At 31.0% G+C, this 26354-nt stretch carries 28 protein-coding genes and 1 pseudogene (1 of these 29 running past the window's edge); 6 read left to right on the forward strand and 23 right to left on the reverse strand.

Annotation, left to right across the window (positions count from 1 at the left end):
• The 6 genes in view from ACKGJI_RS09095 to ACKGJI_RS09120 are tightly spaced (at most 60 nt apart) and all read right to left on the reverse strand, a layout consistent with a single transcriptional unit that may run on beyond the window.
• On the reverse strand, positions 1-230 hold the 5' end (the start) of the coding sequence (locus ACKGJI_RS09095; protein ID WP_458699968.1) for a hypothetical protein. 289 nt of this gene lie to the left of the window's left edge; 230 of the gene's 519 nt are visible here — the first part of the coding sequence; its start codon is at positions 228-230; the stop codon falls past the left edge of the window.
• Positions 227-1276, reverse strand: a complete 1050-nt coding sequence (locus ACKGJI_RS09100; protein WP_458699969.1) for a hypothetical protein — start codon at positions 1274-1276, stop codon at positions 227-229. Before ACKGJI_RS09100 ends, ACKGJI_RS09095 begins: the two co-directional genes overlap by 4 nt.
• Before the next feature lie 60 nt (positions 1277-1336).
• Positions 1337-1789 carry a hypothetical protein gene (locus ACKGJI_RS09105; RefSeq protein WP_458699970.1) on the reverse strand — a complete coding sequence of 151 codons (453 nt, stop codon included), beginning with the start codon at positions 1787-1789 and terminating at the stop codon, positions 1337-1339.
• Positions 1779-2417, reverse strand: coding sequence for a lysophospholipid acyltransferase family protein (locus tag ACKGJI_RS09110; protein WP_458699971.1), 639 nt, complete (start codon positions 2415-2417; stop codon positions 1779-1781). Before ACKGJI_RS09110 ends, ACKGJI_RS09105 begins: the two co-directional genes overlap by 11 nt.
• Complete coding sequence (gene miaB, locus ACKGJI_RS09115; RefSeq protein ID WP_458699972.1) at positions 2398-3705, reverse strand: tRNA (N6-isopentenyl adenosine(37)-C2)-methylthiotransferase MiaB; 1308 nt, start codon at positions 3703-3705, stop codon at positions 2398-2400. Before miaB ends, ACKGJI_RS09110 begins: the two co-directional genes overlap by 20 nt.
• Before the next feature lie 11 nt (positions 3706-3716).
• The gene (locus ACKGJI_RS09120; protein WP_458699973.1) at positions 3717-3959 is read right to left on the reverse strand and encodes an HP0268 family nuclease; all 243 of its coding nucleotides are present in this window, start codon (positions 3957-3959) and stop codon (positions 3717-3719) included.
• A gap of 193 nt (positions 3960-4152) precedes the next feature.
• Here ACKGJI_RS09120 and nusA point away from each other — a divergent pair, with 193 nt between their 5' ends.
• Positions 4153-5262: a transcription termination factor NusA gene (nusA, locus tag ACKGJI_RS09125; RefSeq protein WP_458699974.1), complete on the forward strand. Its 1110-nt coding sequence runs from the start codon at positions 4153-4155 to the stop codon at positions 5260-5262.
• Between the two features lie 49 nt (positions 5263-5311).
• Here the strand turns inward: nusA and ACKGJI_RS09130 are convergent, their stop codons facing one another.
• The 7 genes from ACKGJI_RS09130 to ACKGJI_RS09160 all read right to left on the reverse strand — a co-directional run bounded on the left by ACKGJI_RS09130 (position 5312) and on the right by ACKGJI_RS09160 (position 11823).
• Positions 5312-6160 (reverse strand): YfdX family protein, encoded by an 849-nt coding sequence (locus tag ACKGJI_RS09130; protein ID WP_458699975.1) that lies wholly within the window; start codon positions 6158-6160, stop codon positions 5312-5314.
• Between the two features lie 69 nt (positions 6161-6229).
• Positions 6230-7201 (reverse strand): ABC transporter permease, encoded by a 972-nt coding sequence (locus tag ACKGJI_RS09135; RefSeq protein WP_458699976.1) that lies wholly within the window; start codon positions 7199-7201, stop codon positions 6230-6232.
• Positions 7201-8025: an enoyl-ACP reductase FabI gene (gene fabI, locus ACKGJI_RS09140; protein WP_458699977.1), complete on the reverse strand. Its 825-nt coding sequence runs from the start codon at positions 8023-8025 to the stop codon at positions 7201-7203. The genes ACKGJI_RS09135 and fabI overlap by 1 nt, the downstream gene beginning before the upstream one ends.
• 12 nt (positions 8026-8037) lie before the next feature.
• Positions 8038-8733, reverse strand: a complete 696-nt coding sequence (locus ACKGJI_RS09145; RefSeq protein ID WP_458699978.1) for a triose-phosphate isomerase — start codon at positions 8731-8733, stop codon at positions 8038-8040.
• Positions 8730-9935 (reverse strand): phosphoglycerate kinase, encoded by a 1206-nt coding sequence (locus ACKGJI_RS09150; protein WP_458701721.1) that lies wholly within the window; start codon positions 9933-9935, stop codon positions 8730-8732. Before ACKGJI_RS09150 ends, ACKGJI_RS09145 begins: the two co-directional genes overlap by 4 nt.
• A 2-nt stretch (positions 9936-9937) precedes the next feature.
• Positions 9938-10939 (reverse strand): type I glyceraldehyde-3-phosphate dehydrogenase, encoded by a 1002-nt coding sequence (gene gap / locus ACKGJI_RS09155; RefSeq protein ID WP_458699979.1) that lies wholly within the window; start codon positions 10937-10939, stop codon positions 9938-9940.
• A 98-nt stretch (positions 10940-11037) separates the two neighbouring features.
• Complete coding sequence (locus ACKGJI_RS09160; protein WP_458699980.1) at positions 11038-11823, reverse strand: alpha/beta hydrolase; 786 nt, start codon at positions 11821-11823, stop codon at positions 11038-11040.
• 98 nt (positions 11824-11921) lie between these two features.
• On the opposite strand from ACKGJI_RS09160, the gene nadD reads away from it, so the two are divergent.
• Both nadD and ACKGJI_RS09170 read left to right on the forward strand, forming a co-directional pair.
• The gene (nadD, locus tag ACKGJI_RS09165; protein ID WP_458699981.1) at positions 11922-12809 is read left to right on the forward strand and encodes a nicotinate (nicotinamide) nucleotide adenylyltransferase; all 888 of its coding nucleotides are present in this window, start codon (positions 11922-11924) and stop codon (positions 12807-12809) included.
• 137 nt (positions 12810-12946) lie between these two features.
• A complete protein-coding gene (locus tag ACKGJI_RS09170) occupies positions 12947-13624 on the forward strand; it encodes a rhodanese-like domain-containing protein (protein WP_458699982.1) in 678 nt (225 codons plus the stop codon).
• 279 nt (positions 13625-13903) lie between these two features.
• On the opposite strand, the pseudogene ACKGJI_RS09175 reads toward ACKGJI_RS09170, so the two are convergent.
• From ACKGJI_RS09175 to rpsB, 10 genes and pseudogenes are all read right to left on the reverse strand, one after another.
• A pseudogene (locus ACKGJI_RS09175) lies at positions 13904-14023 on the reverse strand (DALR anticodon-binding domain-containing protein); the annotation flags it as partial.
• Between the two features lie 28 nt (positions 14024-14051).
• Positions 14052-15617, reverse strand: a complete 1566-nt coding sequence (locus ACKGJI_RS09180; protein WP_458699983.1) for an IS1634 family transposase — start codon at positions 15615-15617, stop codon at positions 14052-14054.
• Between the two features lie 446 nt (positions 15618-16063).
• Positions 16064-17650 (reverse strand): arginine--tRNA ligase, encoded by a 1587-nt coding sequence (gene argS, locus ACKGJI_RS09185; RefSeq protein WP_458699984.1) that lies wholly within the window; start codon positions 17648-17650, stop codon positions 16064-16066.
• A 12-nt stretch (positions 17651-17662) separates the two neighbouring features.
• Positions 17663-17884: a twin-arginine translocase TatA/TatE family subunit gene (gene tatA / locus ACKGJI_RS09190; RefSeq protein ID WP_458699985.1), complete on the reverse strand. Its 222-nt coding sequence runs from the start codon at positions 17882-17884 to the stop codon at positions 17663-17665.
• A 54-nt stretch (positions 17885-17938) separates the two neighbouring features.
• Complete coding sequence (gene gmk, locus ACKGJI_RS09195) at positions 17939-18550, reverse strand: guanylate kinase (protein ID WP_458699986.1); 612 nt, start codon at positions 18548-18550, stop codon at positions 17939-17941.
• A gap of 274 nt (positions 18551-18824) precedes the next feature.
• Positions 18825-20471: a hypothetical protein gene (locus ACKGJI_RS09200; protein ID WP_458699987.1), complete on the reverse strand. Its 1647-nt coding sequence runs from the start codon at positions 20469-20471 to the stop codon at positions 18825-18827.
• Between the two features lie 47 nt (positions 20472-20518).
• The gene (gene fliR, locus ACKGJI_RS09205) at positions 20519-21286 is read right to left on the reverse strand and encodes a flagellar biosynthetic protein FliR (protein ID WP_458699988.1); all 768 of its coding nucleotides are present in this window, start codon (positions 21284-21286) and stop codon (positions 20519-20521) included.
• Complete coding sequence (locus ACKGJI_RS09210) at positions 21274-21897, reverse strand: ABC transporter ATP-binding protein (protein WP_458699989.1); 624 nt, start codon at positions 21895-21897, stop codon at positions 21274-21276. The genes fliR and ACKGJI_RS09210 overlap by 13 nt, the downstream gene beginning before the upstream one ends.
• 61 nt (positions 21898-21958) lie before the next feature.
• A complete protein-coding gene (gene tsf, locus ACKGJI_RS09215) occupies positions 21959-23005 on the reverse strand; it encodes a translation elongation factor Ts (protein ID WP_458699991.1) in 1047 nt (348 codons plus the stop codon).
• Positions 23006-23007: 2 nt separating this feature from the next.
• Positions 23008-23817, reverse strand: coding sequence for a 30S ribosomal protein S2 (rpsB, locus tag ACKGJI_RS09220; protein WP_458699992.1), 810 nt, complete (start codon positions 23815-23817; stop codon positions 23008-23010).
• Positions 23818-24034: 217 nt separating this feature from the next.
• Between rpsB and ACKGJI_RS09225 the strand changes: the two genes are divergently transcribed.
• Genes ACKGJI_RS09225 through amrA form a run of 3 tightly spaced genes read left to right on the forward strand, consistent with a single transcriptional unit; the run spans position 24035 to position 26329 of the window.
• Entirely contained in the window at positions 24035-24889 is an 855-nt protein-coding gene (locus ACKGJI_RS09225; protein ID WP_458699993.1) for a PAS domain-containing protein, read from the forward strand.
• Positions 24813-25784, forward strand: coding sequence for an EAL domain-containing protein (locus ACKGJI_RS09230; protein WP_458699994.1), 972 nt, complete (start codon positions 24813-24815; stop codon positions 25782-25784). Before ACKGJI_RS09225 ends, ACKGJI_RS09230 begins: the two co-directional genes overlap by 77 nt.
• On the forward strand, positions 25781-26329 hold the full coding sequence (gene amrA, locus ACKGJI_RS09235; RefSeq protein WP_458699995.1) for an AmmeMemoRadiSam system protein A: 549 nt from the start codon (positions 25781-25783) through the stop codon (positions 26327-26329). Before ACKGJI_RS09230 ends, amrA begins: the two co-directional genes overlap by 4 nt.
• The last annotated feature ends 25 nt before the right edge of the window (positions 26330-26354 follow it).

The raw sequence follows: 26354 nt of genomic DNA on the forward strand, positions 1-26354 counted from the left end.
TGCCTTAAAATAAACCCAGTTTGTTCATCTATCTTTTCAATCTCTTTTTCTAAAAGAATTCTGTTTTGATTTAACTCATTTGTACTTTTTTTAAAATCAGAATTTTTATATATAATAAATAAATTAAACATATTCAATAAAATAACAACTGAAAATATAAAAACCAACCACACTTTAGTAAACATACTAAAAAAATGTTTTTTTCGAGGAGTTATGAAACTATATCTCATCTAAACACCTCTTTTATAGCCATGTCACATACAATTTCAGGAATATTGATTTTATGTAGTTCTACATCCATCAAAAGTTCATTTTCTATCATATCAAGTAGTTCTGAACTAACCTCATATCCATCATATATAACAAATGTATCTATAAATGAGCTATCATAAATCGGGTTTTTATAATACTCTTTTAGTGAGTTTAAAATATATTTATATACATTAAGATCTCTTCCAAAAAGCTCTAACTCACTTCCATCAACCTCTTCTAATTCAAAATGACCTAAATCTTTTTTCTCTTCTTCAACATCTTCAAAATCAACTTTATCTTCATCAAGACCACCTAGTTCATCTAATTCACTTAAATCATCTAACTCTTCAATGCCACCTATGTCATCATCTCCAAGGCTATCTAACTCAACTAAATTTTCAACACCTTCAACCTCTTTTTCTTCTTCCCAGTTTTCTTCTTCGTCACTTTCTAAAGAATCTTCCGTAGAAGTTTTAAAAAATGCTCCAAAATCAAGACATTTTCCATTGAAAACTGCAACACTTATGCAATCTTCATGATTTAATATATACATCGTTGGTTTATCTTTTGCTTTTTCCAATTCAATCAATCTATATATAATCATAAAAGGAGAATATATAAAATCAAGCCCAATATCACTAAAAAGTTTTTTAGACCAATTTATATCTATGAAAGATGCATATACCGACCAGGTATTTTCTATGGCAAAGTGCGTTACATTTTTTATATCAACACTATTTTTTTGAAAATCTTCAGCACTTACACCTTTTATAGCTCCTTGTCCTAAAGAGTTTAAAAACAGTGCAATATAAGAAAAGTTATATTCAAGCTCCAAGTTTTCCAAGTATTCTTGCATTTTCACAGGGATTTGTTCAGAATTTGTTGATTCAAAAGTTTTTTCTATTTTCTCTTTGATAGTGCCATTTTTTATCAGTTTTGAATAAACAGTCCAGTTCGAATTAGTCTGAACAACTGATATAAATATATTTGGAAGATACTTTTGAGCAGCTTTAAGTAACGACATAAATCCCCAGTTTTATATTTTATTGATACTATTATACCAAAAATAAAGCAAAAGAAGTTCCTAAAATAGCTCATTATAGAGTTGTTGAAACTTTTCTTGCATTTTTTTAGCGTTTTTTACTAATATTTTATCCGTTAGTACAGATGATTTTAAATTGTTATAATCATCTATCATAACTTCACAAATCATTTTGATTCTAGTTTTATCAGCTTGAGTTAATTCCTGCTTTGTACTGATTTTATTTATTTTTTCTAGATATTCATTGCCGGTTTTAATATACTTTTCATAACCTAGAGCAATTTTACTTTGGGTTAAAACAGTATTTGCCATTTTGTTATATTTGTCTTTATCATATGCTTTTTTGGCCAAATCATATGCTGCTTGGTAATTTCCTAGGAAATAGTAAATTCTTGCTTCAAAAGATTCTTGATATGAAGAGTTAGAGTTAAAGTACAAAAAGCTTCCAGCTAAAAGTAAAATTGCAAAAAGGATTAGTTTTATTTTAGAAAGCATGTTTCATTAACTCCTTTTTTATCTTTTCTTTTGCTTCTTCTAAGCTTAAATCATTTATATAAAATGGATCACCATAATAATAATCTAAAGTACAAAAAGGCTTTGGTATCATAAATCTATCCCAGCTATTAGCTCTCCAGGCTCTGCTTGCATTTACATTCATAGCAACTATTGGCACTTTCATCTTTTGAGCTATCAACACGGCACCATCAGCAACACTATGTCTTGGACCCTTTGGACCATCTGGAGTAATACCTACATCTCTTCCTTTTTTTATAGATTTAAAAGCTTCAACTAATGCTTTTAAACCACCTCTAGTTGAGCTACCCCTAATCGTTCCTCCACCAAATAAAGTCAAAAGTCTAGTTGCAATTTCTCCGTCGTGATGGGCACTAACGATCGTATCAATATTTTTTGATTTTCTATAATCAATATAACCTTGAACTAACATCATCAACTCCCCATGCCAAAAAACAAAAACACAAGGAGAATCAACAACTTTACTTTTATCAAAATGATATCTTTTTTTACATGTAAAGTATAAAAGATTTAAAAGTATATATAAAATCGGAGGTAAAATCTTTACCTCCAATGCTCTTCTTTTTGTCTTACTTAACAATTTGCCCATAAAGTGCCAAACGCCTAGGGTTTGTAATCTTTACTTTCAGTGTTTTTCCAAGCAATTCTTCACTGCCTTCAACTTGAACTAAAGCGTTATTATCAGCTCTTCCAGCTACCATACCATTGTTTCTTAACTCTTCAAAATAAACATCATAAATCTTGTCTTGTCTACTTTGTGCAATTTCATCAAGGATTTCATCTTGTCTATCTTGCAACATTTTTAATCTTCTTGAGCCAACCTCACTATCGATTTGATTGTCATATTCACTAGCTGGGGTTAAAGGTCTTTTTGAGTATTTAAAAGCAAAAATTTGCTCAAATCTAGCTTTTTCCATCACATCCATAGTATCTGCAAAATCTTCTTCACTCTCGCCAGGGAAAGCCACAATGATATCAGTACTAATAGATACATCAGGAACTAATTCTCTTAGTTTTAAAGCTCTATTTAAAAACCACTCTTTTGTATATCCTCTTTTCATAGCTTCTAGGATTTTACTAGAGCCACTTTGTAAAGGCATATGCATTGATTTACAAATCTTAGGATTATTTGCAAAAGTTTCTAAAAATTTATCATCCATATGAAGAGGATGAGGAGATGTAAATCTAATCCTTTCAACGCCATCAACTTCACTTACTAAATTCAATAAATCACTAAAATCAATCTTTGAATCTCTTTTGGTTGAAAATCTTCTTCCATAATTATTTACATTTTGTCCAAGCAAAAAGATTTCTTTAGCTCCACTATTTGCTGCCTTTTGAACCTCTTTTATAATCAACTCAGGAGGGATTGAAATCTCTTCTCCTCTAGTGTGAGGAACGATACAATAAGTACATTTTTTATCACATCCAATTGATATGTTTATATATGCCTTATAGATTGAGTTTCTATAATCTCCAAATACATATGTACTCTCATCATAATTGATATCAACATCTACAAATTTTTCAGTATTTACTGCTTTTACAACTTTTGAGACATTTCTAGCACCAAGAACAAAGCTAACACTTGGTGCTTTTTTGATGATTTCATTGCCTAAATGGCTTGCAGTACAACCACAAACTCCAATTTTTGCACCATCTTTTTTTATCTTATTAAAAACTCCAATCTCAGAAAAAAGTTTATTAACCGGCTTTTCTCTAACACTACAAGTGTTTATCATGATTAAATCAGCTTGTTTTGGATCACTACAAACTTCATAATCCTCTTTAGAACTTAGCTCAGCTATGATGTGCTCTGTATCTCTTGTATTCATAGCACACCCAAGGGTTTCAATATAAAGTTGTTTTTTACTCAATATTTAGCCCTTTATAAGATATGGATTTCATACATGTAGTCATCTTCACCTAAGCCATACTTAACTTCTCTTAAGTACACACTAAAGTCTTTTTCTTCAAAATGTTCAACTAAAGATACTAAATCTTTATGAGAGTTTTCTTTATCAAAATAAAATATTTTGTGTCCCTCTTTTGCAATAGTCTCTTCAACTTTTTCTAATGTTATGTTTTTTGGTTTTGAGTTTAATTCTGTTCTTGCTAATTTTAATTCCATACAATATTCCTCTTTTGTTATTTGGGTTTAACTAGATAGTATAACAATTTTTCCATAAATTGTGTATTAAACTAACTAAAAGCAAATTTAAGATATAATTCAAATTCTTCCCCGCAATCCCTAAAAATCACACATACAATTTTATATTGCGATAATCAAAAGGCTTTAATTATGCCTAAAAAAAGAGGATATTATGGAAAAAATTATAGATATTATTGAATCTATTGCTCATGAAAAAGATTTAGATATTGAAGATGTAAAAAACACAGTATGCATAGCTCTTAATAGAACTGCTAAGAAAATTTATGGTGAAGATTATGATTATGAAACTGAGATAGACACAACTACAAAAACTTTAAAACTATATCAAAAAATCTTAGTTGTAACTGATGATGATGAAAGATTAGAAGATGAAAAAGACAAATACATCGGCATAAGTGAAGCAAAAGAAGAGCACCCAAAAGTTGAAATAGGAGATGAACTTACTTATGAACTGCCACTTGACAATCTAGGAAGAACTGCAGCTGCAACACTTCAAAGAGAGTTAGAATTTCATATCCAAAGGCTATTGGAAAACCAAATTTTTGAAAAATATAAAAATATGGTAGGCAAAAGCGTATTTGGTACAGTAACAAGAGTTGATAGTGAAGAAACAACTTATATAGAATTTGATGAAATTAGAGCTGTAATGCCTAGAAAAAATAGAATAAAAGGTGAAAAATTTAAGGTTGGTGATGTTGTAAAAGCTGTCATTAGAAAAGTCTTTATAGATAAAGCTCAAGGCATATATGTAGAACTATCTCGTACAAGTCCTAAGTTTTTAGAGGCTCTTTTAGAGATGGAGGTTCCTGAGATAAAAGATGGTATGATTACTATCAATTCAAGCGCTAGAATTCCAGGAGAAAGAGCAAAAGTAGCACTTACTTCACTTCATCCAAACATAGATGCAGTTGGAGCAACTGTTGGAACAAAAGGGATGAGGATAAATGCAGTTAGCAAAGAATTAAACGGAGAAAATATAGACTGTATTGAATACTCTAGTGTTCCTGAGATTTTTATTTCACGCGCACTTAGCCCAGCAATTATCTCAAATGTCAAAATAGAAAACAACAAAGCCATAGTTACTCTTCCTAGTGATCAAAAATCAAAAGCTATTGGGAAAAGTGGCATAAACATAAGGCTAACATCAATGCTTGTTGGCATGGATATAGAGCTTGTTGAGCTAGAGGGAAAATCATCTACAACATCAAGTGAAAAACAATACGATCCAAATGCTCTTTCAAATCTTTTTGGTGGAGAATAAATAAGCCTTACATGTAGAGAAAAATCTCTACATGTAAAATACTAACTTATCAGCTTTTTTTGAAGCTTTTAAATTTTTCTTTTAAATCTTCAAACAGCTTTTCAGCTTTATTTTTCCCTTTTATCTCTTTTTCTGTATCTTCTATTTTGTCATTCAGTATTTTGTAAGTCACATCACTATCACTTAAATAACCAAGTGCTTCAGCAACTTCTAATTCTTTTTTTGCAGCTTCTAAATGTTTTAAAGCTTGATTTTTATCTTTTTTTGAAATTTTACTTGCAGCATCTATTAGGGACTCTGCTTTCAGAAGAGGAAGAGGAAGTACAATAACGTCTTGAACCATTGTATTTAGTGCTGTATAAAGTACATTTTTAGCACCTTTTACATTGTCATCATGCAAATACTTAGCTGCAAGTTTCAAAGCATCTGGATATGAACCAAGTGGTAAGTTTATACTGATAACATCAATTTCACTTTGTAGTGAATCTAGAATTTTTCTTGCTTCTTGAACCTTTCCATCACTAAGTAAATCTTTAACTATATCAACACTTTGTTCTATACTTTTTTTATCTCCAACATACTCAAAAGCATTTACACTAGCATCAATTGGCAAAAATTTTGGAGAATCTTTTTTTGCTAAAATAACTTCTAGCTTTCCAATAGCACTTTCTAAGTCTTTAATAGCCTCTTTCTTTTTACCATGTTCAAGATCAACTAAAACTTTTTTTGTTAATTTAACTGAATTTAGTGCTTCTTTAACAATCTTTACATTTGCATCTTTAGCCTCAGCTTTTGCAATTTTTACAGCATTATTTTCAACTTCATTTGAAGTTTGAGCCATAATCGAAGTTCCACAAAGTAATGTTGCAGTAACTAGTGATATAACTAATTTCTTCATTTTCCATCCTTTCTTTTTTTGATGGAATTTTAGTCTATTTTACTCAACTTTTCTGCTACTAAAGTAGCATTATTTTTGTGAACGCTTAAAGTGTGGATTTAGTTTTAAAAGAATCAAATCAGCTATGATATTTCCAAGTAGAGTTAAAAATGCAGAGATTATAAGTATACCCATGATAACTGGATAATCTCTACTTAACGCACTTTGATAAAACAGTAAGCCCATACCATTGATAGCAAAAATCGACTCAAGTATAACGCTTCCTCCTATCAATCCTGGAAGTGAAAGGCCAAGTATTGTAATGATTGGTGGTGAGATATTTGGCAATATAAAGTACCTAAAAAGCTTTCTTCCTTCAATCCCTCTTGAAATTGCAAAAGTGATATAATCACTCTTTAAAACTCCCAAAGTCAAACTTCTTATATACATACTTAAACTTCCAATACCACCAAATACCATAACAAAAATAGGCAAAACCAAGTGCCATACAAAATCAAGATAGTATTCAAAAGTGCCTTTTTTTACATCAACAGAGTGAAGCCCTGAGATAGGAAACCAATTAAACTCTACACTAAAGATTATGACAAGTAAAAGTGCAAGATAAAAAGAAGGCATAGCATAAGAGATTAAAGAAAATTGCTTCGTAAATTTATCAAACTTCTTTCCTTGATTAAAAGCAGATTTAACACCAAGATACATAGAAATCGAAAAAACAAATACCAAAGATATTATATTTAAAAGAAGCGTTATAGGAAGGCGCGATAAAATCTCATCTTTTACACTAAGACCACTTGCGAAAGAGATTCCAAAATCAAGATGAACAACAGCCTTTAGCCAAGATATAAACTGCTCAAGTAGTGATTTGTCAAGTCCATAAACTTTTTTTAACTGTTCGATTGATTCAGGAGTTATATTGGGATTCAATTCACCACTTGCAAAAAAAGAATTTGGAGCAAGATGAATTGCTCCAAATGAAATCACACATATTATAAAAAGCATAAGCACTACATATGCGATTTTTTGTAGCGCTATGTTTAGCATTATTTTTTCTTTAAATCCCAAGCTAATGCGGTTTTGCCATCTTCATCTTCGATAGCCAAACCCATTCCCATGATATTATATCCACTATCTACATAATGAATTTCACCAGTAACTGCGCTTGATAGGTCGCTTAATAGATACATTCCAGAGTTTCCTACTTCATCAGTCGTAACATTTCTACCAAGTGGTGAGTTTATCTCATTCCAATTTAAAATCATTCTAAAATCACCTATCCCACTAGCTGCCAAAGTTTTAATAGGTCCTGCACTTATAGCATTTACTCTTATGCCTCTTTTACCACAATCAACTGCTAAGTATCTAACACTAGCTTCAAGTGCAGCTTTTGCTACACCCATGACATTATAATGCGGTATATACTTAGGACCTCCAAGATATGTTAAAGTAAGGATTGAGCCACCATCATTCATAACAGGCATTATGGCTCTACTAAGTGAAACCAAAGAGTAAACAGAAGTTCCCATAGCAACATCGAAAGCCTCTTTAGAAGTATCTATAAAATCACCATCTAAAGCTTCTCTAGGTGCAAAAGCAACGGAGTGAACAAGAAAATCAATCTTTCCAAAATCTTTCTCTATTGACTTTGTCAACTCACTTAAATGTTCAGGCTTGTTTACATCTAGTTCATAAACAGCTTCACTTCCAAATTCTTGTGCAATTGGTCTTACTCTTTTTTCTAATTGTTCATTTAGGTATGTAAATGCAAGTTCAGCACCTTGAGCTTTACACGCTTTTGCGATTCCATAAGCTATTGATTTATTATTTGCAATCCCAACTATTAAACCTTTTTTACCTTTCATTATCATTTTAATTTACTCCTACTTTGCAGCTTCTATCATCTTGCAAAATGATTCAACTTTCCAGCTAGCAGTTCCTACTAAGACTCCATCACAATTTTCTATACTTAGTATATCTGCAACATTTTCAACTTTTACACTTCCTCCATAAAGAAGTGGTTTTTTAATCTTTTTTCTAAGAGAAGTTAAAGTCTCATCAATGTCATTGATACTAGCACTTAACCCAGTTCCTATCGCCCAAACTGGCTCATAAGCCACAACTAGATTTTCATAATCCAAATCAATTCCATCACACTGCTTCCAAAGATAATCCATAACAGCACTCAAACCAGCTTCTCTAACTTCTTTTGGTTCACCTATACAAAATACAATCTCTAAATTTTTCTTTTTTGCTTCATCAAACTTATTTTTTATAAATTCGTTTGACTCGTTTAGGATATGTCGTCTTTCAGAGTGACCTATAAGAACTGTTTCAATCTCAAACTCTTCAAGTTGCTCAAAGCCAATTTCGCCTGTATATGAGCCATTTTGAACTGGATAAAAATTTTGAGTACCTACTTTTATGTTTTTACTTACATCAAAACAATCAAGGGCGCTAAAAGGTGGATAAATCCTAACTTCTACATTAGTATCTTTTGCAAAGTCATTTACCCTTTTTACAAACTCTTTTGTACTCTTTCTTGTATGGTTTGTTTTAAAATTTGAAGCAATTATCATTCTTCTTCCTTGTTATAAAGAGGCTTAACACCAGGAAGATCTTTTCCTTCTATAAGCTCTAAACTAGCTCCTCCACCAGTAGAGATAAAGGTCATCTCATCAGCATCACCAGCTCTTGCTACAACATCAGCTGTATCACCACCTCCTACAACAGTTGTGGCGTGAGCTTCTGCAATAGTATGAGACATTTTGATACTACCTTTTGAAAACTTCTCAAGTTCAAAAACACCCATAGGACCATTCCAAAGTATAGTTTGAGCATCATTAAGTGCTTCTCTAAAAAGTCTAACTGAAGCTGGTCCTATATCTAATCCCATCCATCCTTTTGGTATCTCTTGAGTAGTTACAAACTTGATAGTTGAGTCACTAGAACATGTTTGAGCAGCAACAACATCAACAGGTAGGTACAATTTAACGCCTAATTTTCTAGCTTCATCCAAAACCCTAAGAGCTTCAGGGATAAGCTCATCCTCAACCAATGAATTTCCTATATCATATCCTTGTGCTTTTAAAAATGTAAAAGCCATTCCCCCACCGATGATGATCTTATCTACTCTTTGTAAAAGATTTGTAAGAGCTTGAAGTTTCCCACTAACTTTGCTACCTCCAACGACAGCTACAAATGGTCTAGTTGGTTTTTTTAGTAAATTTTTTGAAAACTCTATCTCTTTTTGAAGTAAAAATCCAGCAGCACTATGCTTTTCATCAAAAAATCTAGTAATTGCTTCAACAGATGCATGAGCTCTGTGACAAACACCAAAAGCATCATTGATATAAATTTCTGACATATCTGCTAATTTTTTAGCAAACTCTTCGTCATTTTTAGTCTCACCCTTTTCAAATCTAAGATTTTCTAAAAGTAAAACTTCTCCATTTTGAAGTTCTTCTAGATGTTTTTTTGTATCTTCTCCAACCACATCTTTAGAAAACTTAACTTCACAATTCAAAATTCTAGCGAGTCTTTTAAAAACAGGCTCCAAAGAAAGCTTAGCATCTACTACACCTTTTGGACGACCTAGGTGGCTAGCTAATATAACCGAGCAGTTATGGTCTAAACAGTATCTAATAGTCTGAATTGCTGAACGAACTCTTCTATCATCAGTGATATTTAAAAACTCATCCAAAGGAACATTAAAATCACATCTTATAAAAACTCTCTTATTTTCTATATCCAAATCACGGATTGAACGAATCATATCTATCCTTATTTGCTAATATGAAGTGCCATATCGATTAGGCGGTTTGAGTAACCCCACTCATTGTCATACCAAGACATTACTTTAACCATATTTCCAGCTATCACTTGAGTAAGATCAGCTGCTACTACTGAGCTATAAGAGCTTGTTTGAAAATCTTGTGAAACTCTATACTCTTCATCAACTAGTAATATGCCTTTTAACTCATTTTCAGCTTTTTCTTTTAAAAGAGCATTTATCTCTTCTATTGATGTATCTTTTTTAACTAGTACATTTAAATCAACCATACTAACATTTGGAGTAGGAACTCTTACACTTTGACCATGAAGTCTTCCTTGAAGCTGAGGAAGTACCAAGCCTATAGCTTTTGCAGCACCTGTTGTAGTTGGTATCATATTAACTGCAGCTGCTCTTGCTCTTCTTAAATCTTTTGAGTGCTTAACATCAAGTATATTTTGATCATTTGTATAAGCATGAATTGTTGTCATAAGACCTTTGTCTATCCCAAAAGCATCATCTAAAACTTTTGCAATAGGTCCAAGACAGTTTGTTGTACAACTAGCATTTGAAACTATGCTTTGCCCTTTGTATTCATGCTCATTTACACCAATAACAAATGTTGGAGTATCGCTATCTTTTGCTGGCGCTGAAAATAGTACCTTTTTAATCCCTTGATCTATAAAAACTTGTGCTTTTTCCTGAGTTAAAAATGCTCCAGTACACTCTAAAACAATATCAACTCCATAATCCACAAAGTTTAACTCTTTTGGATCTCTAGTTGAAAACATTTTAACTTTTGACTTTCCAATTTGCATATAATCTTCATCTAAAGTCTTAACCACTCCATCAAAGCTACCATGTACACTGTCGTATTTTAACAACTGTTCAGTCATCTCTCTTTTTGCTGTATCATTTACACAAACAAGTTCAACATCATCTCTACTATCTATGATTCTAGCAACACATCTACCAATTCTTCCAAACCCATTGATCGCAACTTTTAATGCCATAATTTTTCCTTTGTCACCAAGTATAAAATGTAGACATTTTACCTAAAAGGAGGTATAAGAAAGTTTAAAACTAAAATTATGTTCACTAGATTATAGTTTTATTCCAAAAACTCAACTATATTTTCTACCGAAGTATCACTCATATCAAGGTCTAAGTGAACGCCATTTTTTACTTCAACTAACTTTACATGTACTCCTTTTGATTTGGCAAAGTTGTAGAACTCTTTTGTTGCAGAAGGCTTGGAGATTTTATCTTTTTCTCCATATATTAGTAAGATTTTACTATTTTTATCTATTTGATCTAAAAAATCTACCGCCAAAATCAAATCGTTATCTTTACTTCTTTTATGTATATCATAATACCCTCCAACACTAACAAGATTTGTTATGAGCTTTGGTTTGTATCCGATGAGTGTTGCACCCATCGCTGCTCCTGCTGAATGTCCTATGTAGTTTAGGACTTTTGCATTATACTTTTTCTTTAAATGCTCTATTATTTTTGCTAAAAAATCTATATATTCTTTTGTAGAAGCTAGGTTTTTAACTCCTTCGTGAGATAGTGCTGGAAAATGATTTGTAGAAGATGAAGAGTATCCAGGAAGAGCAATTGCGATTGTAGTTATATCTGTCTGGATCGCCAAATCATCTGCAAAGCTTGTATACCTTCCAAGTATATTTATGCCTTCTTTCCATGTTCCATGAACTATGATATTTATAAACCCTTTTCTATCTGCTACTGCTTCGTGAAATTCAATGCATTCACTAGCTACAAAGATGAAATTATCTCCTCTACTTAAGCACTGCTCTTTGCTAATCATATCTTTGGCATCAATACTACTTAGTAAAACAAACAAACTAATAAATAAAAAATTAAAATATCTCATCATAACTCCTTGTGATATTTTTGTTATATATTAACTTTTTTAAAAGAAAAACTAGTTTAATTGTTTGATATAATTACACATATCTTAAAAGGATGGCAATGAAAATAGCAATTTTTGGTGGGTCCTTTGATCCTTTACATGTAGGACACTTAGCGATTATAGATGAAGCTTTAAAATCTTTACATGTAAATAAACTTTTTGTTGTTCCTGCGTATCTAAACCCTTTTAAAAAAAACTCGTTTGCTCCTGCTGATTTGAGACTAAAATGGCTTCAAAAGGCCTTGTTTGGTCATGAAAGAATTGAAATTTTAGATTATGAGATAGAACAAAACAAACCAACTCCAAGTATAAAAACAGTTTTACATGTAAAAGAAAAATACAAAGATATAGAAAAAATATATCTAATTATCGGAGCTGATAATCTTGAAAGTTTGGATAAGTGGAAAGATTATGAGGAGTTAAAAAAACTTGTAACTTTTGTAGTTGCTTCAAGAGATGAAATAAATATACCAAAAGACTTGAAAAAATTGTCAATAAATGTTAATATCAGCTCTTCAAACTTACGAGAAAAAATAGATGATAAATTTCTACCAAATACTCTTAAAGAAGAAATAAAAAAATACTATACAAGGATAAAAATGGAAAAAAGAATTGAAAAGATAGTTACTATTTTAGATAGTAAAAAAGCTGAAAATATTCAAATCTTTGATATGAAGGGCAAAGACTACTTTGTTGAACAAGTGGTAATTGCAACTACAATGGGGCAAAGACATGGTCTAGCACTTTTAGATGATTTAAAAAAAGGTCTAAAAAATGAAGAAGAGTTTTTAAATATAGACGATGATAATGAATGGATAGTAATAGACTTAGGTGATATACTGATACATCTTATGTCACAACACTATAGATCAAAATATGACATAGAAGAGTTTTTGAATCAAAGAGAAAATGAACTTAAAAAAATAAGAGCAGAGCTAGAAGATTGATTCTAGCTCAAAACTATCCTCTCACTTAAAAAATCACTTTTTTGTAACTTTTATAAATTTTTACAATTAATTTTTTTTCATAATTGTTGATTGATAATTCTTATTATAAGATTTATTACCAATCAAAAGGAGCTGTGATGAAAAAATTGATAGTATTAATGATGGCTGTAAGTGTATTTTTAAATGCAAATCAGCTTGATTTAAAAGGAGAAGGAGTTAAAGTTAAGTATTTTGACTTTGAAGAAAACAAAAAAAATATCACTATCACTAGAATACAAAATGAAGAGTGTAGAAGTGTTAGAGTAAATCCAAATACAATTTGGGGTGGTGATTTTGCAAATGCCTCAGTTCCAGATAAATGCAAAAAAACTTTTACAACTACCATCGGAAAATTATCTCCGATAAAAATCGACAAAGACATAGAAACTTATGGTGAATTAGAAGTAATCGAGTTTATCAAAAAAGCTCAAAATGATGAGAATCTACTTTTGATAGATGCTAGAACATTAAACTGGTTTTTAAAAAGTACGATCCCAGGAGCTATAAATATACCTTTTAAAAGCTTTGATCCTATAAAAGCTCCAGATGAGTTTGAAGATGTACTTGATAAAATTGGAGTTAGTGTAGAAAATAGTAAGTATGACTTTTCACATGCAAAAACATTACTGCTATTTTGTAATGGAGCATGGTGCTTGCAATCTCCAGCTGCGATAAAAAATCTTATAAAAATCGGATATCCAAAAGAAAAATTACTATGGTATAGAGGTGGTATGTACAACTGGACACTTGCTGGTCTTACTACTATCAAGCCTTGATTTTAGTGTGCTACTAGAGAAATTACGCTCTTGGCCTGCATGGATGTTCGCAGGCTCACATACCATTTCGGTTTCGAACCTATAAAAGCCAAGCAGTTGGCTTTTATTACTCTTGGCCTGCATGGATGTTCGCAGGCTCACATACCATTTCGGTTTCGAACCTATAAAAGCCAAGCAGTTGGCTTTTATTACTCTTGGCCTGCATGGATGTTCGCAGGCTCACATACCATTTCGGTTTCGAACCTATAAAAGCCAAGCAGTTGGCTTTTATTACGGTTCTCACATTTTAGATTTTGCTTTTATTCCTATGAGGTTTAGGCCCGTTCTTAGGCTCACTGCTACCATAGCAAATAGTTTGAGTAGTTTATCTTCTTCATCACTTCCTACAACTCTATTTTCCTGAGTTTCTCATAGGACACCCAAATTTTCATTTGAGATAAATAGCATCATAAATTTTTTGTTGAATTTCATCCATTTGTAATGGTTCGATACCATATGGAGTTTTATAACCATACATTGTTTTAATATGATCAAATGTGAGTTTAAATTTTATATCAATATTAGATTGTTTGATTTTTCTTTCAAATTCTTTATATATTGCATAAGAAACAAATGATATTAGGATATGAGCTTTAATTCTTGTTTCTAGCCTGTGATATATAGGCCTAATTTTAAGATCAGTTTTAGATATTCTAAATGCTTTTTCTACATCATATTGATTAGCATAGTGTTCAATAACTTCATTTGCTTTAAGGTTAAAATCATTTGTAATAAATCCCTTAACACCATCTAGTTTTTCATCCTCAGATATTTTTGCTTGATTAAGTTTATATTTGATATCACATTTTTCATCTATATCAAGGTATTTTGCATAATATGATAATTTAAGATCACTTTTATTGATATTTTTAGATAGTTTGGCTTTAATCTTTTCAAGAGCTTTTTGTCTTGTATATTTATCCTTTTTAGCTCTTTTTGATGAATATGTTAGAATAAGTCTTTGTTTGGTATTTATAGTCTTTTTATCACTCTTATCTTTGTATTTTATTTTTTGATTTATTTCAATAGTATGAGTGACACCATCATTTAAAAAAGTTAAATTTGATATTTGCTCTTTTAAATCATTAGATATATTTTTAATTTTAGCTGCTATTATATATTTGTAGTTATTGTTTTCTAAATAAGCAATATTATCATTATTTAGCATTCCTCTATCAGCTACTACTATTGGTTTAGTTTTTATATTAAATTTCTTTTGAAAGTTTTGTAAGATATCTATTAGCGTATGCCCCTCATATTTATTACCCTCATACACTTCATAGGATAATGGATACCCTTGCAGTGTTGTAAACAATCCTAATTGTATCTGAGGACGTGCCAGTTTTCCTTCTTTACTAAATCCTATTCGCCTAAGATCATCTTCACTCTCAGACTCAAAGTATAGTGTTGTAACATCATAAAAAGTAACTGTGATAGTATCATTCATGATTTTCTTAGTATGTTCAAATATACACTTTTGGATTTTAAATTTTAAATCATCTTTGCAAATGGTATCCATAAATCTATAGATCTTATTTTTATCTATATTTTGCTTTTTATAAATATGATAGTAATCAATTAGATAGAGTTTACTTCCTGGATATAACAATCTTGATATTACTAAAGCTTTAAATAGTTCTAAGTCTTTAGTTTTTATAAATGAAATATTTTTACATCCAATATCTGAAAAAAGTTTTCCAAATATAAGTTCATCACCAATAACTCTAATATCTTTGTTTGTTAACTTATGTTTTTTCTCTTGATATTTAACAAAATCAAATAGATTTGGCTCTAGTTCTAATAATCTCTCATTGGCTTGTTTTAATAACTTTTCTATCTCATAATTATTTTTACTACAACCTATAGTTTCAACTACTTTATATTTACCTTTACTTTTAGAAATTATCTGAATACTAATACTACCACTTTTATTTTTTTTCTGACGAACAAACATAGTTAAATTGTATCAGCTTTTAGCTTGGGACACCCTAATTTAGGTTGATAAACATTTATAAACCCCTTAATTTAGGGAAATTGAAAATTAAGGTTTTAGAAGTGAGAAACTCAAGAGGTGGTATGTACAACTGGACACTTGCTGGTCTTACTACTATCAAGCCTTGATTTTAGTGTGCTACTAGAGAAATTACGCTCTTGGCCTGCATGGATGTTCGCAGGCTCACATACCATTTCGGTTTCGAACCTATAAAAGCCAAGCAGTTGGCTTTTATTACTCTTGGCCTGCATGGATGTTCGCAGGCTCACATACCATTTCGGTTTCGAACCTATAAAAGCCAAGCAGTTGGCTTTTATTACTCTTGGCCTGCATGGATGTTCGCAGGCTCACATACCATTTCGGTTTCGAACCTATAAAAGCCAAGCAGTTGGCTTTTATTACGGTTCTCACATTTTAGATTTTGCTTTTATTCCTATGAGGTTTAGGCCCGTTCTTAGGCTCACTGCTACCATAGCAAATAGTTTGAGTAGTTTATCTTCTTCATCACTTCCTACAACTCTATTTTCATTGTAGAATTTATGAAATGCACTTGCTAGGGTTTTTAAATATTCTGTTAGTTTTAGTAGTTGTCGACTTTCAAAAGCATCTTCTAATACTTCAGGAAGTAAAAGAGCACTATATAAAAGATTTGCACCTTCTTCGCTTAGATTTTCTAATTTAACATCTTTTATATCGTTGGCACTCTTACCACTTTTATTGAACACTTGATTTATTCTGGCATGTGCGTAATTAATATAGAAAATTGGGTTTGAGCTATCTTCTTGTTTGAACATATCTACATCAAACTCAAGATGAGTGTCGCTTTTTTTGCTTAAAAAAACAAATCTAAGAGCATCACTTCCTACATCTTTTACAACATCACTCATCAAGATAAAATTACCAGCTCTTTTGCTCATCTTATAAGGCTCACCACCTTTTAAAAGTGAAACCATTTGAGCCAAAATCACTTCTAATTTACTTTCATCATAACCCAAAAATTTGATAGCTGCTTTTACTCTTGCAATATAGCCGTGATGATCTGCACCCCAAATATTTATGTAGTGATCATACTTTCTTTGAAATTTATTGTCATGATAGATTATATCACCAGCTAAATATGTTGGTCTTTTATCTTCTCTTACAACAACTCTATCTTTTTCATCTCCAGCTTCACTTGAAGCAATCCACACTTTTCCATCTTTTTCATATGTTTTTCCAGATTGCTCAAGTTTTTTAAAACTATCATCCCATTTATCATAGAGTGATTTTTCACTAACAAATTGATCAAATTCAATCCCAACATCTCTTAAATTGGATTTGATAAGCTCTAACATCTTATCTTTTCCCCAAGATGATAGCTTTGCTATATTTTTTTCTTCTTTAAATATATCTTTTCCAAACTCTTTTGAAGCTTCATATGCTAGATCTACTATATATTCGCCTCTGTAAAATTCATCAGGCCATTTGACTTCAGTTTGTAAAATATGTTCTCTACCAGCTAAATAGATAGAAAGGCCAAGCATCTCTATTTGACTTCCTGCATCATTTACATAGTACTCGCTAGTGATTTTATAGCCTATATGATTTCCAATCCTACAAAGTGAATCTCCCAATATAGCGCCTCTAGCATGTCCTATATGCAACGGACCAGTTGGGTTTGCACTTACATATTCTAAAAGAATTGTTTTGTCTTTTTGTGATCTTCCAAAATCAGACTCGTTTGTAATCGCAAAAGTTGCATACTCATCTAAAAACTCTTCACTTAGTTTAAAGTTTATATAGCCTTTTAAAGATGTAACTTCTTTAAATATCGTACTATTTTCAAACTCTTTACAAAGTTCATCTGCTATTAGTATTGGAGATTTTTTCAACTCTTTAGCAAGAGAAAATGCAATTGGGGTTGCATAATGACCAAAAGAGAGATCTTTTGGCTTTTCTAAAACAAACTCTCTTTTTAAAACTTTATTTATAGCTTCTACAACTCGTTTTTTCAATTCAACGCCTACTTACGCTTCTTTTTTTTCTTCTACCTTAGTAGCAGATGCACTCTCGTCTTTATTTTCTATTTTATCTTCAGAGCTTGCAACTTCATCATCTTGCATCTCTTTTTTAAAACTTTTTATACCTTTTCCAATACCTTTTGCAAGATCAGGAATCTTTTTTGCTCCAAACAACAATACAACGATTGCTAAAATTATAAGTAGTTCTGGCATACTAGGAACGCCCATACTATCTCCTTTGAATTTTCAAAATTTAAATCTGGTAATTATACCATTTTTTCCTTAAGTAGCTATCCATGAGCTAATAAATTCGTCTGAATCCATTGAACTTACTTTACACTTTGCTGCAATTGCTATGGATTTTAGCTTTTTTAACGTAGTTTCAAACTCATCATTTATTAGTAAGTAATCATACTCTTTGATTCTAGTCATTTCAAAAACTGCATTGTTTAGTCTTCTCTCAATTACTTCTTGTGAATCAGTTCCTCTTTTAACTAATCTTTCTTTTAAAATTTCTTGGTTTGGAGTTGTTATAAAAACAGAAGTGATTAAATTACCAAATTTTTCTCTAGCGATTTTATGTCCTTGAACATCTATATCAAAAACCACAAGTTTACCTTCATAAAGAGATTTTAGTATTGGCTTTAGTGATGTTCCATAATAGTTATCATGAACTTTTGCCCACTCTAAGAACATTCCATCTTCTATATCTTTTTCAAATTCTTCTTTTGTTATATAGTAGTAATTAACTCCATCTTTTTCGCCATCTCTTATCTCTCTTGTTGTTGTAGATATAGAAAAATAAACATTTTCTATCTGGCTTAACATTTCACTCATCAGTGAACTTTTTCCTGAACCACTTGGGCCTGAGATGATTAGCATGCTCCCTTTCATTTGACTGTCTCCTTTAACTTGAGCAAAGCCCAAGTTAAATTCCTCTCACTGAAGCACAACCTTGCGGTCGTATGTTTCTTTTTTAATGTCTCCTTTAACTTGAACAAAACTAGCAAATGCGATTTCGTGTAACGAAAAGTTTCTGTGAAAGCCCAAGTTAAATTCCTCTCACTCTTGTGAAGCAACGCGGTTTGCGTTAGCAAATCACTCTCTTTGAGAAAGCTTAGGCTGTCGCCTAGAAAAATCTTCATAATCTTATTTCTTAAAAACATAATTAATTTTCTTCATCAAATGATATTGTAACATTTACTTTTAGTCCTTTTAGTGCTTCTTTTATAGAGCTACTTTGTAGTGCTTCTTTTACACTACTAGCAACTTTTTCTTTTATCTCTTCTTCTAAGTTTTTCTCTACTGGTTCATTTTCATCTACAACACTTTCTTCCTGTGTTTCTTCAAACTCATCTACATCTTCTTTGGCAAAATCAACTTCTTTTCCTAAAGCACTTAGTATCGTTCCTTCATCTAAATCATCTATTGAAGTTATATCTTCATTTGAATTTTCTATTTGTTCATCCAATGATGATTCTAATTCATCTAAAGAAGTATTTTCTAAATCTTCATCTAATTCAAGCTCAAAATCCTCTTCATCAACATTTTCTTCAATAGTTTGTGAGATATCTTCTTCGACTTCTATTTCTGAGAGTTTCTCTTCCATATCTCCTAAATCAAAATCTACTGTGTCATTTTCTTCTAGTTTTTCTTCTTCATCTAAAACATCAGCCTTGTCATCATCTGCATTTTCTTCTTCGTCAGTTATATCTTCAATCTCTCCGAATGTTTCTTCATCTAAGCTATCTTCTTGAACATCTAATTCTTCTTCTAAATCTTCTTTCATATCATCATCTTGCAAGTCTAATTCCTCTGATAAATCCTCTTCTAAAATATCATCAGATAAATCAAGCTGTTCAGTTTCTTCTTCTTCACTATTTAATAATTCTTCTTCTTTAACTTCACTATCATCACTTAGTTCAAAATTATCTACTAATTCATCATTAATTTCTTCATCACTCTCAGGCATATTAAAATCTTCAACCTTATATTCTTTATCATCCACCTGGAGATCTAAATCATCTATACTACCTAATAGTTCATCTGATGACTCTTTGCTTTCAAGCTCATCTTCTTCAAGTAACTGTTTTACTTCATCGATATCTTCACTATCTAGGATTGAACCTAATTCTTCATCTCCTATTAAATCATCTACATCTTCATCTTCATCTTCTAAACCAATTCCTAAATCTTCTTCCTCTTCATTTTCTAAATTTTCTTCAATATTTTCTTCAGGTTCTATCTCTAAACTTTCTTCGCTCATAGTTTCTTCTTCGCTATCAAGTTTAATATCTTCTTCGACTTCTTCTTCATCAGCTTTTGGATCCATCAAAACATCATCATCTAAACCTTCAATCTCAGGAATTTCAAGGTCTTCTTCGTCCAAATTATCCATTTCTTCTAAATTTTCTTCGCTTGTATCACTAATATCTTCGTTTATATCTTCTTGTAACTCTTCATTTTCTATCTCTTCTTCCATAGGAAATTCATCATCTTTTTCACTATCTATCCTTGCTACTAAATCCATAAAATCTGTTGGTAAAAATGGCTTTTCTAGCATCGAGCCCATATTTTCTGGTTTTTGACTTCCTTTTTTACCAATAAAAACAAAGTTTTTTGAAATTTGTGAAGTTATTGCTTCATCAATAGCTTCTTTTGAATACTGTTCATCATCAACAAAAACTATATCATAGTTTTTATCTGTTAGTTCTTCAAAGCTTGAAATTTCATCGATACTAAAACCTAGTTTTTCTACGCTTAGTGTTATTAGTCTAGATACTGCTGGATTATTATTTACAAGAAGAAATTGCATAATATGACTCCTGAATTTAGAATTGTCTTATTTTAATATAAAACATATTAAAATAAAATTGTTAGATTATTAATGGCTTCTAATAACTCTCTTTTAAAGATAAACATGATTGAACTTAATACTGCTATTAAGACTACAAATGCAACCATGATCTTTATCGGAAAGCCAACTACTAGTAAATTAAACTGAGGCATTGTTTTCATAAGCATTCCAAAAACAATATCAGCTAACAAAGAAAGCCCTACGATTGGAAAAGCTAGGATAAATCCAAACATAAACAAGTTGGCCACTGCTTTTAAAAGATAAGTCCAAATACCATGGTCAGGATAAAAACTCCCAAGAGGCAAAATATCTAAAGATTTAACCATAAAAAGTATCATATAATGATGTCCATTAAATGCTAAAAGAACAACTAGTGCCAATAATGTCAGAGCTGTACTCATTAGTGGCAGAGATGTTCCTGATTGAGGATCAATTACACTAGCCATAGTAAACCCCATCACAAATGAAATTTGCATACCAGCTAACTCTAACATAGCAAATACTATATACAAAAACAAACCAGCTATAAAACCTAAAAACAATTCACTAACAAGTGCTAGTAAAATCCCTCCTACACTAAGATTTATATCAGGAAAATTTGCCATAGGATATAAAAATATAGTCATGAAAAAAACCATAGCAGTTTTAATACTCATAGGAATCCTCATATGAGAAAAAAACGGGAAAAAGGCCATAAGACCACTAAGTCTTGTAAAAAGTAGCAAAAAAAGTATTACATGGTTTTGCCTTAAAAATTCTACTAAAGACTGCATGACATTGTTTTATTACATCTTTTGGCTAGATTTGCATCATGAGTTACAAGCATCAATGCTGCATCATTGTCTTTTATGTATTTAAATAGTATTTGCATCACTTCATTTGCAGTTTTAGAATCCAAGTTTCCAGTTGGCTCATCTGCAAAGATAATTTTTGGTTTTTTTGATAAAACTCTTGCTATTGATACTCTTTGCTGCTGGCCACCAGAGAGTTCACCAACCTTATAATCTAATAATTTTTCAATTCCTAAAAGTTTTAATAACTCTTCATCAATTTTTGTATCATTTAATAAAGTAGCAAGTTCAATATTTTCAAAAGTGTTAAAACCTTTAAAAAGATAATGCGATTGAAAGATGATACCTATATCTTCTCTTCTAATTCTAAGTAGTTCTTTGTTTTTTTGTTTATACAGATTTTTGCCAAAAAGAAATACTTCTCCTTTATTTGGCTCTAAGAGTGTTGAGCAAATATGAAGTAAAGTTGATTTACCACTTCCACTAACACCTACAATGCTAATAGAATCTTGTTTTTCAAGAGTAAAATTTATATTTTCAAAAAGTTGATATTCAAATGAGTGAGAGAGATTTTTTACTTCTAAAAGGCTCAATGACTTACCTTTACATGTAGAAAAGGGAAAGAATAAATCCTTCCCTATTTTATTATTGAAATTAGCCTATTTGACTAGCTACTTCAGCAGCGAAATCTTCTTCTTTTTTCTCTATTCCTTCACCAACTTCAATTCTAACAAATTCTACAATCTGGGCACTTCCACCAAGTCTGTCTGCCTCAGCTTTTATAGCTTCAGCTACTGTTAATTTGTCATCCATAACATATTGTTGGTCTAGTAAACATTGCTCTTGATCTAGAGTTGTATTGTCTAAAATATATCTAGCAATTTTACCTGGAACAATTCTATCAAAAATTTTCTCAGGCTTACCTTCAGCTCTTAATTCATCTTTTATTTTTTCTTCTGCTTGTGCAATTACTTCATCAGTAAGTTGTAGACGAGAAACATACTCTGGTACATTTTTAAGAGGTTTTTTAAGTCTTGCTAACTCTTCATTCTCTTTTTTAATAACTTCAATTCTACCTTTTGTTTCACTCTCTACATAAGCCATGTCAAAATCTTGGTAAGAAAGTGTAGTTGGCTTCATTGCACTTGCATGCATTGCTATATTTTTCAAAAATGGCTTGATTGCTTCAGCAGTTTTATCGCTATCACATTTTGCTTTTACGATAACAGCAATTCTATTGTTTGAGTGAATGTAACCATTTAAAGATTCATTTTCTCCAGCTTTTACAACAGAAAATCTTCTAAGCTCAATCTTTTCACCAATTTTTGCAACTGCATCAGTAAAGTAAGTTCCAAACTCACCACTCATTACAGCATCTACATCAGCTGGCTCATTATCAAAAACATAATCAACTGTTTTAGCTACAAGCTCTTGAAAAGCATCATTTTTAGCAACAAAGTCTGTTTCAGAGTTAATCTCTAAAGCAACTCCCTTATCGCCTTCTATTTTAAGTCCTGCAAGTCCTTCAGCTGCAACTCTGTCAGCTTTTTTAGCAACTTTACCAAGACCTTTTTCTTTTAAAAGTTCCATCGCTTTATCAATGTCACCTTCACACTCAACTAGCGCTTTTTTACAATCCATCATACCAGCGCCACTTAACTCTCTTAGCTCTTTTACAAGTTTTGCACTAATAGCTGCCATGATTACTCTTCCTCTACTTTTTCGTCGCTTTTTGCTTCTTCTTTTTCACCTTCACTAACTGCTTCTTCAACTAACTCAGCTTTTTCTTCTTCGCTGATTTCATTAGTAGTTTCAGCCTCAGCCTCATCTTGAGCTCTTAACTCTTTTCCTTCGATGATTGCTTCTTTCATTTCATTACAGAATAGTTGGATTGAACGAATTGCATCATCATTTCCTGGAATTGGAAAATCAACTTCGTCAGGATCACAGTTTGTATCAATTGGAGCAACAACTGGAATACCAAGTCTTCTTGCCTCTTTTACTGCAATTTTTTCTTTTACTGTATCAATTACAAACACCATATCTGGTGCAGTTTTCATATCTCTAATTCCGCTTAGATAATCTAATAATTTTTGCTTTTTTCTTCTAAGCATAAGAGCTTCTTTTTTAGTCAATAAATCAACTTGACCATCTTCTTCCATCTTTTCGATGATATCAAGTTTTCTAATAGATAATTTGATTGTGTTATAGTTTGTTAACATACCACCTAACCATCTGTGGTTAACATAAGGCATTCCACAAGCAGTTGCTGCTTCTTTTATAGCATGGCTTGCTTGTTTTTTCGTACCAACAAATAGTATTGTTTTACCTTCAGCCGCTGCATCTCTTACGATGTTGTAAGTATGTCTAAAATATCTAAGAGTTTTTTGTAAATCTATGATATAGATATTTTTTCTTTCACCAAAAATGAATTTTTTCATTTTTGGATTCCATCTTCTTGTTTGGTGTCCGAAGTGTACTCCGCACTCCAATAAATCCTTCATTGCTACCATGAAGTTCTCCTTTGTTTAATTTTTGGTTTTGCCTCCACACCCATCAACAAACGGTCGTTTGCAACCTATAAAGGATTGGTGTGTGTGAGATTGAAGCGTGATTATACAAAAATTAAGTTTAAAATTAGCTTGTTATATAGTTAGGTGGTTATTTTTAACCAATATTTAACTCTTTTTAGATAGAGTATCAAACGCGATAAGGAGTTAGGATGAAGTTTTGGGTAAGTTTAATTTAAAAATAATTATATATTTTTTGCTCATATCTCTTGGTATATCGATTTATTTTCAAGAAAATGAAGCATCATATACAATTTTGTGTACTGTTTTATTTTTGATTATTTTTGAAAACTTTCTTACAAAAAGAAAAAATATAAAAGACAATATTGATTTTACAAATTCACAAATTTATATAAACGCCTTTGAAAATAATGTAATCTTTGCCAAGCTAAATTTCAAATTTAAAATTTTGCATGCAAACAGACAATTTTGCCAAATCATGCATGTAACAAAAAATGAATTAAAAAATATCAATATGGCTGAACTTATAAATGGTAAAACTAATGAAATCATTGAAACATTAAAATGTAATTTATCATGGGAAGGAACAGTTTCTTTTTACATAAATAATGAAAAAATATATCTAGAAGTTACACTCATCCCAATAAACAACGAAAGAAACAAACTAAAAGAGATTCTTTTCATCGCAAAAGATATAACAGAGTTAAAAGTTAGTAAAACAAATGCACAAAATACACTTTACCAAGATTCACTAACAAAACTACCAAATAGACTAAAACTTTTTACAGACAATAATCTAAAAAGTTCAAAAGATGAGATAACATATATCTTGATTAACATTGACTCATTTGATATGATAAATAATCTATATGGAAATGATTTTGGAGATGAAATACTAAAACAAGTAGCAAGGTGGCTATCTAAAAACACATTAAATAAAAACACAAAACTTTATAAATTAGAAGCAGATATATGCCATGGTGTGCTACTCAAAAATAGAAGAATCCAAGCTAAAAGAGTATCTTACAAAAATTTCAAAAGATATTTTAAATGAAAAATTTGTACACAATGGAACTGAAGTTGATATATCTCTTACTATTGGAGCATCACAAAGTATAAAAAATCACCAAAAACTTTCACAAATAGCTTATAAAGAAGCAAAATATGCTAAAAAAGCTTTTATGATTTATGATAAAAACAGTAACAAAGAAGAAGAATACACAAAAAATATTCAAATTTCAAAACTCTTAAAAAATGCCTGCGAAAATGATTTGGTAATACCTTATTTTCAACCAATCTTAAACATACAAACAAATCAAATAGAAAAGTATGAATCTTTAATGCGTATAAAAGATAGTGATGGAAGTATAAAGACTCCATATGACTTTTTAGACTTTGCTAAACAATCAAAAATTTATCCTGAACTCTCAAAAAAGCTTATACAAAAAAGTGTAGATACATTTTTAGTTGCACCTAGTGAATTTTCTGTGAATTTATCATTTTTAGACATAAACAATAAAGAAACAAAAAAGTTTATTTTAAAACTACTAGAAGATAGTGGAATTGGGCCTTGGATTATCTTTGAACTGTTAGAAAGTGAAGGTATTGAAAATTATAAAGAGGTTATGAAATTTACTGAAGAAGTCAAATCATACGGAGCAAAAATCGCGATAGATGATTTTGGCTCAGGGTATTCAAATTTTGAAAGAATAGTTGAGCTTCAAGTAGATTTTTTAAAACTCGATGGAAGCTTGATTAAAAATATTCACCAAAATGATGATATGAGAATCATAACAAAAACAATCGTAAATTTTGCAAAAGAGTTAAAGATAAAAACAGTTGCCGAATTTGTTCACTCTAAAGAAGTATTGGAAGTTGTCGAAGAATTAGGAGTGGATTATGCACAAGGTTTTTATATAGGAAAACCAGAGGAAACATTGAAAGTATGAAAAATATAGTTGTAAAAATTGCTAAAGAAACAATAAAACTAGCTTTTGAAAACAAAGAAATTGACCCAAAAATATATACATGTAAATATCCTTGGCTAAAAGATAATGGCGCTTCATTTGTAACTCTTACTCAAAATCATAAACTAAGAGGCTGTATAGGCTCACTAGTAGCCAAAAGACCTCTTATAGAAGATATAATGGCAAATGCTCTAAATGCTGCTTTTATGGATCCTAGATTTCCTAAACTAAAAAAAGAAGAACTTGATATTACTGATGTTGAAGTTTCATTACTAAGCGAACCTAAAAAAGTTTTATATGAAAACATAGAAGACTTAAAAGGGAAAATCACTCCTTTTAAAGATGGTGTTATTTTGATTTTAGGTTCAAATCAAGCAACATTTTTACCACAAGTTTGGGAAGAACTTCCAGAATTTGAAAGCTTTTTTGGACATCTTTTACAAAAAGCTGGACTTCCTTTAGATAGCTTTAAACATCACCCTGAAATTTTCATTTATGATATAGAAAAATATAACACATTAAGTTAAGTCTAATATTATACTTATATAGCTA

The organism is Sulfurospirillum sp. 1307 (genome assembly GCF_054408545.1).